The sequence below is a fragment of the Pseudomonas mandelii genome, from assembly GCF_002251635.1.
GTDB lineage: Bacteria > Pseudomonadota > Gammaproteobacteria > Pseudomonadales > Pseudomonadaceae > Aquipseudomonas > Aquipseudomonas mandelii_B.
Genome location: NZ_NMOJ01000139.1, coordinates 1 through 10,487, shown reverse-complemented (window position 1 = coordinate 10,487; position 10,487 = coordinate 1). Strand labels below are relative to the sequence as shown.

Annotated in this window: 8 protein-coding genes; 1 reads left to right on the top strand and 7 read right to left on the bottom strand. The window is 62.3% G+C overall.

Annotated elements, in window-relative coordinates; all coding sequences use genetic code 11:
- A partial coding sequence (locus B7L09_RS19015; RefSeq protein WP_438269336.1) for a GTPase/DUF3482 domain-containing protein occupies nucleotides 1-1,353 on the top strand: 1,353 nt, incomplete at its 5' end.
- A gap of 113 nt (nucleotides 1,354-1,466) precedes the next feature.
- On the opposite strand, the gene B7L09_RS19010 is transcribed toward B7L09_RS19015, so the two are convergent.
- The 7 genes from B7L09_RS19010 to B7L09_RS18980 all read right to left on the bottom strand — a co-directional run.
- Complete coding sequence (locus B7L09_RS19010; RefSeq protein ID WP_094470144.1) at nucleotides 1,467-2,024, bottom strand: phosphonate degradation HD-domain oxygenase; 558 nt, start codon at nucleotides 2,022-2,024, stop codon at nucleotides 1,467-1,469.
- Nucleotides 2,024-3,157: a TIGR03364 family FAD-dependent oxidoreductase gene (locus tag B7L09_RS19005; protein ID WP_094470143.1), complete on the bottom strand. Its 1,134-nt coding sequence runs from the start codon at nucleotides 3,155-3,157 to the stop codon at nucleotides 2,024-2,026. The genes B7L09_RS19010 and B7L09_RS19005 overlap by 1 nt, the downstream gene beginning before the upstream one ends.
- 123 nt (nucleotides 3,158-3,280) lie before the next feature.
- A complete protein-coding gene (locus B7L09_RS19000; protein ID WP_094470142.1) occupies nucleotides 3,281-4,306 on the bottom strand; it encodes a putative 2-aminoethylphosphonate ABC transporter substrate-binding protein in 1,026 nt (341 codons plus the stop codon).
- A 39-nt stretch (nucleotides 4,307-4,345) separates the two neighbouring features.
- Nucleotides 4,346-6,070: a putative 2-aminoethylphosphonate ABC transporter permease subunit gene (locus B7L09_RS18995; RefSeq protein ID WP_094470141.1), complete on the bottom strand. Its 1,725-nt coding sequence runs from the start codon at nucleotides 6,068-6,070 to the stop codon at nucleotides 4,346-4,348.
- Nucleotides 6,070-7,146 (bottom strand): putative 2-aminoethylphosphonate ABC transporter ATP-binding protein, encoded by a 1,077-nt coding sequence (locus B7L09_RS18990; protein ID WP_094470140.1) that lies wholly within the window; start codon nucleotides 7,144-7,146, stop codon nucleotides 6,070-6,072. Before B7L09_RS18990 ends, B7L09_RS18995 begins: the two co-directional genes overlap by 1 nt.
- A gap of 223 nt (nucleotides 7,147-7,369) precedes the next feature.
- Nucleotides 7,370-8,233 carry a LysR family transcriptional regulator gene (locus B7L09_RS18985; RefSeq protein ID WP_094470139.1) on the bottom strand — a complete coding sequence of 288 codons (864 nt, stop codon included), beginning with the start codon at nucleotides 8,231-8,233 and terminating at the stop codon, nucleotides 7,370-7,372.
- Between the two features lie 16 nt (nucleotides 8,234-8,249).
- The coding region (locus B7L09_RS18980; RefSeq protein WP_141213480.1) for a heavy metal translocating P-type ATPase at nucleotides 8,250-10,487 on the bottom strand (2,238 nt) is incomplete at its 5' end.

The following is a 10,487-nucleotide window of genomic DNA, read 5'->3' as shown; positions in this document are numbered from 1 at the left end:
TTGAANCTNGCAGTGGTCGGCCACACCAATGTCGGCAAGACCTCACTGCTGCGTACGTTGACCCGCGATGTCGGTTTCGGTGAAGTGTCCCATCGCCCCAGCACCACCCGCCATGTCGAAGGCGCGCGGCTGTCGGTGGACGGCGAGCCGTTGCTCGATCTCTACGACACGCCGGGNCTGGAAGACGCCATCGCCCTGCTCGACTATCTNGAACGCCTGGATCGCCCCGGCGAACGCCTTGACGGCCCGGCCCGCCTGGCGCGTTTCCTGGAAGGCAGCGAAGCGCGCCAGCGTTTCGAACAGGAAGCCAAAGTGCTGCGCCAACTGCTGGCCTCGGACGCCGGCCTGTATGTGATCGACGCCCGCGAGCCGGTGCTGGCCAAGTACCGCGACGAGCTGCAAGTGCTGGCCAGTTGCGGCAAACCGCTGCTGCCGGTGCTGAATTTCGTCAGCAGCGCCAACCATCGCGAGCCGGATTGGCGTGAAGCCCTGGCACGCCTGGGCTTGCATGCCCTGGTGCGTTTCGACAGCGTTGCACCGCCCGAAGATGGCGAACGGCGACTCTATGAAAGCCTCGCCTTGCTGCTGGAAAACTCCCGCGAACAATTTGAGCGTTTGATCGCCGATCAACAGGCCCAACGCTTGGCTCGCCAACAGAGTGCGGCGCGATTGATTGCCGAGTTGCTGATCGATTGCGCCGCGTGCCGGCGCAGCGTGGTCAGCGAAGCCGAGCAGGAACAGCAGGCGATCAGCGAACTGCGCAAAGCCGTTCGGCAGCGGGAGCAGCGCTGCGTTGAAGGCTTGCTCAAGCTCTATGCCTTTCGCCCACAGGACGCGGCGGCCAGTGATCTGCCGCTGCTCGATGGCCGCTGGGGCGATGACCTGTTCAACCCGGAAACCCTCAAGCAACTCGGCGTGCGCGTCGGTGGCGGTATCGCGGCTGGCGCGGCTGCCGGTGCCGGGGTCGATTTGCTGGTGGGCGGCCTGACCCTCGGCGCGGCGGCACTGGCCGGCGCGATTGCCGGCGGCGCCCTGCAAACCGCCCGCAGTTATGGCAGCCGGTTGATGGGCAAGATCAGAGGTCAGCGAGAATTGACGGTCGACGACAGCGTGTTGCGGTTGCTGGCGTTGCGTCAGCGGCAATTGCTGCAAGCGTTGAATGCTCGTGGGCATGCGGCTCTGGACAGCATCCAGGTGGCCACGCCACAGGATAAGACCTGGCGCGAAGGCAAACTGCCCGAGGCCCTGAACAAGGCCCGGGCACATCCGCAGTGGTCGTCGCTGAATCCTCATCCCAAGTTGAGTCAGGCGGAGCGGCAAGAGCAGGTTGAGGTGTTGGCCCAGCAGTTGTGAACCTTGGTCATTGTGGAGTACGGGCTTGCTCGCGAAGGCAGCGCCTCGNTGTGAACCTTGGTCATTGTGGAGTACGGGCTTGCTCGCGAAGGCAGCGCCTCGGTTTCAAGGCTTTATGCAGCCAACAGCCGCAACGCCTTGTCCTTCAAAACACCCAGATCAATCACCGGCACCCACATCTCCTTCGCCAACTCATCCCACTGCCGCATGCGCAAACTGACCGCGCACAACGGGTCCCGCTCGAAGGCTTCAGCCTCGGCAGGCGTCATCACCCCACCCTGATACTCCAGGGTCCGGCGACTGGCTTCGCTCAATCGCTCGTAGTACCCGGGCTCTTTGAGCGTCAGATAGCGCTTGGCCTGGACGTGGTATTCCACCAGCCGCGCCAGGCGTTCGCTGAAACCGGCCCGACGCAAGTAGTCGGCGCCCAGTCGCTCGTGGCTGACCACGCCGAAGCCACCCATGTTCTCCGTGCTCTCGCCACAGATATGGCCGATGTCATGGAAGAACGCGGCCAGCACCACTTCATCATCGAAGCCTTCAGCCATGGCCAGTTCGGCCGCCTGGGACATGTGTTCGATCTGCGACACCGGCTCGCCGATGTAATCGCTGTCGCCAAAGCGCTCGTACAAACCGAACACCTCGGCGATCACTTGTTCATGACGTTCCATCAACTTTCCCCCAACAACTGCGCAACGTTACGTTCGGCCATCGCCGGCCCGACGCTCATGCCGACACCGGTGTGCATCAGTGCCACGCTCACACCCGGCATCGGCCGCAAGAACGAGAATGGCCCGGGGCCCCGTGAACCATAGACGCCCTGCCAGCGCTCGACCACCTGCACCTTGCAACCCAGGGTTTGTTCAGCCAACTCGATCAGCCAGTCATCGACCTGCTCGGCGTTGAACGGCGACGCATCGCTGCCGTAGTCATGGGAGTCGCCGATAATCAGCTCGCCATGGGGCGTCGGGCTGATCAGCAGATGAATGCCGTGTTCATGCAAGTGTGGTGCTTCACGCAGGATTTGCGCCTGCACCGGCGCGGCTTCGGGCAGGTCGGCGAAGGCGCCGTAATGCACGCAACTCAAGCCTGTGAGCAACGCGTGTTGCAGGTTGAGGTTGGCCGCAGGCCGGGCACGCAGCATTTGCAGGCGGCAGATACTCGGGTTGAGTTCGGCGATAGGCTCGGCCAGCAAGGTCTGATAATCGTGGCCGGAACAGACGATGATCTGATCGGCGCTGAAGGTGCCAGCGGTGCTGTGCAGGCGCCCCGGCTCGATGTCGCGCACCAGGGTGGAGAAGTGAAAATCGACGCCGAGTTCGCGGTGCAGGTAGTCGATCAACGCTGGAATCGCTTCGCGCGAATACAGCTGCTGATCATCCATGCCGTGCAACGCCGCACGGTGATGGCTGAACTGGCCGCCGTAGAGATCGCGCAATGCAGCGCCGCGCAGCATGTCGACGCGGTAACCGTGTTCCAAGGCGCGACCGGCGCGGAATGCTTCCAACAGATGCTCTTCGGCTTCGGTGCGGGCAAACAGGTACGAGCCGTTGCGCTTGAGCTGCACACCCGCCACTTGTGCCCATTGCGCCCAGATCTCACGGCTGGCCCTGGCCAGATCGAGCATCGCGCCCGGAGGTTGGCCGGTGACGAGGGCCTGGCCGAAGTTGCGGACCGAGGCGCCCAAGGGGGTTTCGCTGCGTTCGAACACCTTGACCTTGAGCCCGCGCCTGGCGGCCGCATAAGCGTGGGACAGGCCGAGGATGCCGGCGCCGATGATCAGCAGATCGCTGTGTTGTGTCATGGAGATTTGTCCTGAATTCGAGACCGCTATCGCGAGCAAGCTCGCTCCCACAGGTTCAGTGATCGCCACAAAACCTGTGGGAGCGAGCTTGCTCGCGATGAGGCCCTGTCAGCCTACAGAGATTTACTTGGCAACCACTTTCTCGGACTTGCCGTCATAGCGCTTGCGCCATTCGGTCAGGATGCTGTCGCGGCTTTTAGAGGCCCAGGCGAAGTCGTTCTTGATCAGGCGTTGCTCGTAGTCAGCGGGCAATTCGGTCTGCGGCTTGGCGATACCAGGCTGCGCGAGCACCGCGAAGTTCTCTTTATAAAGCTCCATCGCCGCCGGGCTGGCCGAGAAGTCGGCCAGTTTCTTCGCCGCGTCTTCGTGTAGTGTCCCCTTGATCACAGCGGTCGCTTCGATCTCCCAGCCCAAGCCTTCCTTCGGCAGGATGATGTCCAGCGGCGCGCCCTGACGTTTCAGTTGGACGGCCGGGTATTCGAAGGAAATGCCAATCGGGAATTCACCGGAAGCCGCCAGCTTGCAAGGCTTGGACCCGGAGTGAACGTACTGGCCGATGTTCTGGTGCAGGTCGTCCATGTACTGCCAGCCCTGTTTCTCGCCAAAGGTCTGCAGCCAGGCACTCACGTCCAGGAAGCCGGTGCCGGACGACGCCGGGTTCGGCATCACGATCTTGCCCTTGTACTCAGGCTTGGTCAGGTCTTGCCAGCTCACCGGCTTGGTCAGGCCTTGCTTCTCGGCTTCGACAGTGTTGAAGCAGATGGTCGCAGCCCACACGTCCATGCCGACCCAGGCCGGTGGGTTGGCGGCGTCGCGGTAGTGCTTACCGATCTTGTCCAAATCCTTGGGCGCGTAGTTAGCCAGCATGCCTTGCTGGTCGAGGATCGCCAGGCTCGACGCGGCCAGGCCCCACACCACGTCGGCTTGCGGGCGATCTTTCTCGGCCAGCAGCTTGGCGGTGATGATCCCGGTGGAATCGCGCACCCACTTGATCTCGACGTCCGGGTTGGCCTTTTCGAAAGCCTGTTTATAGGTCTTCAACTGCTCGGCTTCGAGGGCCGTGTACACCGTCAACTCGGTTTTGGCGGCAAAGGCATTCAGGCTGAAAGCGGTGAGGACAGCAGCGGCCAGGGCCAGGGGCTTGAACATGATCTTTTCCTGTCTTTGAGTTGAGGGGGTTGTACAGAATCAGTTGCCGGGCGCGGTCTGCCGCCAGGCTTGGGAGCGGCGCAACAACCCGCGCGAAGCCCAGGCCAGCAGCAGGGACACGCCCGCCGAGGTGAACAGAATCAGGGTCGACATCGCCGCCGCGCCGCCGACGTTGCCGGCGTCGTCCATGTTCAACACGGCGACGGCGGCAAGAAGGGTGTCGGGGCTGTAGAGGAAGATCGCGGCGGACACGGTGGTCATCGCCGACACAAACAGGTAGCGCACGATGTCCAGCAACGCCGGCAGGCAGATCGGTACGGTGACGCGCAAATAGTGGCGGTACAGCGGCGCCTTGAGCGACAGCGCGGCGGCTTCGAACTCACTGTCCAGCTGACGCAGCGCCGTGGTCGCGGTCATCTGCGCAGTGGTCAAATAGTGCGCAATGGTGCACACCACCAGCAGGGTCATGGTTCCGTAGAACACATGCAGCGGGTTGCCGTTGAGGTTGAAAAAGAACACGTAGCCCAGGCCGAGCACCAGGCCCGGCACGGCCATCGGCACAAAGCTGAGCATGCGCAGCGCCAGGTTCAGGCCTTTCTGGCCCTTGGTCTTTTCCATCAGGTAGGCGCCGGTGAAGATCAACACGCTACCGATCAGCGCCGTGCAAAGGGCCATGGTCAGGCTGTTGCGATAGGCCAGCCAACCGCCACCGGCCGTGTCTTCGAATTGGTAGTGGTTGAGCGACAGCGACAGGTTGTACGGCCAGAACTTCACCAGTGAGGAATACACCGCCATGCCGAACACCAGCAGCAACACCGCGCAGATCAGCAACACAATGGCCAGGTAACAGCCGTCGCGCAGCGGCGATGGCGNGGGTTGGAACACCTGGGCACGGCCGCTCATGGCGTCACCCTGCCGACGGCGCAACCAGGCGTCGACCCCAAAGCTGAACAGCGCCGGCAGCAGCAANACCATGCCGATCAANGCGCCGCGACCGAATTGCTGCTGACCAACCACCGCTTTGTAGGCCTCCAGCGCCAGCACCTGATAATCGCCGCCGACCACCACGGGCACGCCGAAGTCGGTGATGGTCAGGGTGAATACCAGGCAAAACGCAGCGAATACGGCCTGGCGCGTGGCCGGCCAGGTGATGCTGCGAAACGCCCGGGCAGGACTTGCGCCCATGCTNGACGCGGCATCGAACAGTCGCGCATCTGCCAGCGAGAGTGCCGACAGCAGAATCATCAAAGCGTGTGGGAAGGTGTAGATCACTTCGCCGAGAACAATGCCCCAGAAACCGTAGATATTCTCTGAAAGCAGCCCGCGCAACATGCCCTGGTTGCCGAACAGATACACCAGCGCAATCCCCGGCAGCATGGACGGCGCCATCAGCGGCAGCAGTGATATGCCACGCCAGATGGCCTTGCCGGGGATCAGCGTGCGCTGCAATGCGTAAGCAAACAGGTAGGCCAACGGTACGACGATGGCCGCCACGCTGAGGGAAACCTTCAAGCTATTGCCCAGCAGCCAGTGGAAGTTGTCACTGGTGACCAGCTCGCGCGCCGCGACCCACCCACCGCCCTGCCCCGCCTCCGAACTGAAACCGCGCCAGAAGATCGCCAGCAACGGCATCAACACCGCGAGGCCGAGCAACACCAATAAAAGGACTTTGCCGCCGACCACGAACACCCGGTCGCCGATCTCGGCACGGGAGGTCTGCCGAACCTGCTTGTGCGGTATCGGCAGCGCGATGTTCGCGCTCATCAGGCAAACACCTGCAAGCTACGCGGAGGCAAGGCGACCATGATCTGCTGCGCGCCAAGGCGCGGCATGGCTTCGGGNGCCAGTTCGGCCAGCAACGGGTGGCCAGGCAATTGTTCCAGTTCAAAGCTCATGCGGCAGCGGTTACCGAGAAAGGTGATCTCGCGGACCTTCGCCGGGAACAGGTTTTCTTCATGTACCGGCGGGTTCACGCTGATGGCTTCCGGGCGACAGAACAAGCGGCCNGTCGTGGTTTTAGCGCTGCCATCGGCCAGGCGCATGCTCATCCCGCCGACCTGGGCGTGGCTGTCGCTGTTGCGACTGAACGGCAGCCAGTTGCCCTGGCCGACGAACTCCGCCACGAACGGCGTGGCCGGTCGGTCGTAGATTTCCTGGGGCGTGGCGTATTGCTCGACCTTGCCGTTGTTCATCACGGCGATGCGGTCGGCCATCAACATGGCTTCGTCCTGGTTATGGGTGACCATCAGGGTGGTGATCCCCAGGCGCCGTTGCAGTTGGCGCAACTCGGTGCACAAGTGCTCGCGGACACGGGCGTCGAGCGCCGACATCGGTTCGTCCAACAGCAGCAAGGAGGGTGCTGGCGCCAGGGCACGGGCCAGCGCGACACGTTGCTGTTGGCCGCCGGACAACTGGCCGGGGTACTTTTTCTCACTGCCAGTCAGGCCGACCAGTTCCAGCATCTGACCGACGCGCTTGCGCACTTCATCGCGGCCGCTGCCGGTGAGGCCGTAGCCGATATTCGCTTCGACGGTCAGGTTGGGAAACAGCGCGTAGGACTGNAACAATATNCCGTAATCCCGCGCCTGAGGTGGCAGCAAGGAAACATCCCGTTGGCCAAGGTAAAGCTCGCCGCTGTCCTGGCGTTCCAGACCGGCGATGCAACGCAGCAAAGTGGTCTTGCCGCAACCGGACGGGCCCAGCAGGCACACCAGCTCACCGGCCGCGACGTCCAGCGACACATTATCCAGCGCAGTAAAGGCGCCGAAGCGTTTCTGCACGCCGCGCACCTTCATCGGGGCGCCGGGGTTGGTCAGGGCAGTTGCGATCGAGTGGTTCATGGACAGGCCTCATCAAGCAGATGAAGCCCATCCTAGGTTTGTAATGCGTCGGTCATGTGGCAGTGAGGCAAAAACGGCTGATAGTGGTATTCAAGGATTTGGGTTACCTGCACTGACGTCATCGCGAGCAAGCTCGCTCCCACAGTGGGCGGTGGGTGTTCACCACAAAACCCTGTGGGAGCGAGCTTGCTCGCGATGAGGCCAGAACAGGCAATAGAGATTTTCAGGCCGGCGCCATTTCCTGCGCCAACCCCAGAAACGCCGCCGGCAACCGNGCCCCTTTTCTTTCCTTGAGGCAGTACAAATACTCAGGAATCTGCGGCGCATTCTCAATCGTCAGCACGCGCAGTTGCGGATCATGCGGCACTTCCTGCCTGGCAATGATGCTGATCCCAATGTTGCGCAGCACCGCCTCGCGAATCGATTCTCGGCTGCCAATTTCCAGCAACGGCCCGAAACTCACGCCGGCGCTGGCCAGCAATTCCTCAGTCAATCGGCGTGTGGTCGAGCCCGACTCGCGCATCAACAACGTATGCCCGGCCAACGCACTCAGCGGCACATGTTCATGCACCGCCAACGGATGATTGCGATGCACCGCCAGCACCAGCGGATCGCTGCCGAGCACCCGGCGAATCAGCCGCGNATCTTCCAGCAGTTGCGAGGATGCGGCGACATCGACGCGGTAATCATCCAACGCTTCGAGCACCTGCTGGGAGTTGCCGATTTCCACCGACACCTCCACGTGGGGCAGGCGCTCACGAAAGGCTTTGACCAGGTCGAGAATGTAATACGGCGCCGTCGCGGCAATCCTCAAGGCACCCTGGACCTGGCCGCTGTTGCGCAGGAAAAACTCGATATCGGCTTCCTGCTGCAACAGCGTCTTGACCATTGGCAGCAGCCGCGCACCTTCNTCGCTGACGCTGAGGCGGCGGCCGCCACGGTAGAACAATTCAACCGAGTACTGGCTTTCCAGATGGCGAATCTGCGTGGTCACGGTGGGTTGGCTCAGGCCGAGCTTTTTCGCCGCCTGGGTAATGCTGCCCAGGCGGGCGACCATAAAAAACGCCTTCAACTCGGCACTCAGCACACCCGCTCCTCATCGCTTATTTGCGCAACAGGCGCANGCCATTGAACACCACCANCAGGCTCACGCCCATGTCGGCGAACACCGCCATCCACATGGTGGCGATCCCGNCGAAGGTTACCCCAAGAAAGATCGCCTTGATGACCAAAGCGAGGGCGATGTTCTGTTTGAGGATGATAGAGGTTTGCCGCGACAGGCGGATGAACGCAGGAATCTTGCGCAGATCATCGTCCATCAGGGCGACATCGGCGGTCTCGATGGCGGTATCGGTACCGGCGGCGGCCATCGCGAAACCGATCTCGGCCCGGGCCAGTGCCGGCGCATCGTTGATGCCATCGCCGACCATGCCGACGCGATGCCCCTGCGCATAAAGCGCCTCGATGGCATGCAGCTTGTCGGTCGGTAGCAGATCGCCCTTGGCCTCGTCGATGCCGACTTGCGCAGCAATCGCCTGAGCGGTGTGGACGTTGTCGCCGGTCAGCATCAGGGTTTTGATGCCCAGTTCGTGCAACTGCTGGATGGCTTCGCGGCTGCTGTCTTTGACGGTGTCGGCCACGGCGAACAGCGCCAGCGGGCCGGATTTGTCGAGCAACAGCACCACCGACTTGCCTTGTTTTTCCAAGGCGAAGAGCTTTTCTTCCAGCTCAGGCGAGCACAGGCCCAAGTCTTCCACCAGGCGGTGGTTGCCCAGGTGGTAGAGCTGGCCGTTGATTTCCCCGCGTACACCGCGACCTCCCAGGGCTTCGAAGTTATCCACAACGAGCGGCGCGTACTGTTTATCCACAGCCGCATTGGCGATGGCCAACGACACCGGATGGTCCGAGCGACCGGCCAGCGCTGCCGCAATCGCCGGGGCGGTTTCGTCAGCGGTTGGATCAAGCGACAAATAATCGGTCTGCACCGGTTTGCCGTGAGTGATCGTGCCGGTCTTGTCGAGGGCCAGGTAATCGAGCTTGTAACCGCCTTCCAGGTACACGCCACCCTTGATCAGGATGCCTTTGCGCGCCGCCGCCGCCAGGCCGCTGACGATGGTCACCGGGGTGGAGATCACCAAGGCGCAAGGGCAGGCAACCACCAGCAGGACCAGCGCGCGGTAGATCCAGTCGAACCACACGCCAGCCATGAACAGCGGTGGAATCACCGCTACGGCCAAGGCAAAGATGAATACAGCCGGGGTGTAGATTTTCGAGAACTGATCGACGAAGCGCTGGGTCGGCGCCCGTGCACCCTGGGCCTGCTCCACGGCGTGGATGATCCGTGCCAGTGTCGAGTTATTGGCCGCAGCCGTGACGGAATATTCCAGCGAACCGGCTTGGTTGATGGTGCCGGCGAAGACTTTATCGCCCACAGTCTTTTCAATCGGCAGGCTTTCACCGGTGATCGGCGCCTGATCGATGGTCGAACTGCCCGACACGACTTCGCCGTCCAGGCCAATCCGCTCGCCGGGACGCACCCGCACTCGCGCACCAAGTTCGATGGTTTTGACNTCTTGTTCCAACCATGAGCCGTCAGCCTGTTGCACCGTGGCCTGTTCCGGGGTCATCTGCATCAAGCCGCTGATGGCATTGCGCGCACGGTCCAGGGACTTGGCTTCGATCAACTCGGCCACCGTAAACAGGAACATCACCATCGCCGCTTCAGGCCACTGACCGATCAGGATCGCGCCCGTCACCGCGATGCTCATCAACGCGTTGATGTTGAGGTTGAGGTTCTTGAGCGCGATCCAGCCTTTCTTGTAAGTGGTAAGGCCACCACTGAGGATCGAAATCAGCGCGATGATCGCCACCACCCAGTCCGGCGCGGCGTTGGTGAAGTGGATCACTTCTGCAGCCAGCGCACCCACGCCGGACAGCGCCAGGGGCCACCAGTGCTTTTTCTCGGGGATCGGCGCTGGCGCTTCGGTGCCCTGCTCCATCGGTTCGGCCACCATGCCCAGCGACTTGATCGCCTCGATGATCGGTGCAGTGCTCGGCAGGTCATGGGTGACGCCGAGAATGCGGTTGATCAGGTTGAATTCCAGCTGCTGCACACCGGCGAGCTTGCCCAGTTTGTTCTGGATCAGCGTCTGCTCGGTAGGGCAGTCCATGGCGTCGATGCGAAAGCTGCTCAGCCGGGCGCCGTCGGTCGGCGTGTCGCTCAACTTGATCAGCGACGGCGCTGCCGCCTTGGAGGAACAGCAGGAATCGCCATGCCCGCCATGGTCATGCTTCTGCACAGGCTGCAGCATTTGGCTGTGATCGTGATCGTGATCGTGATC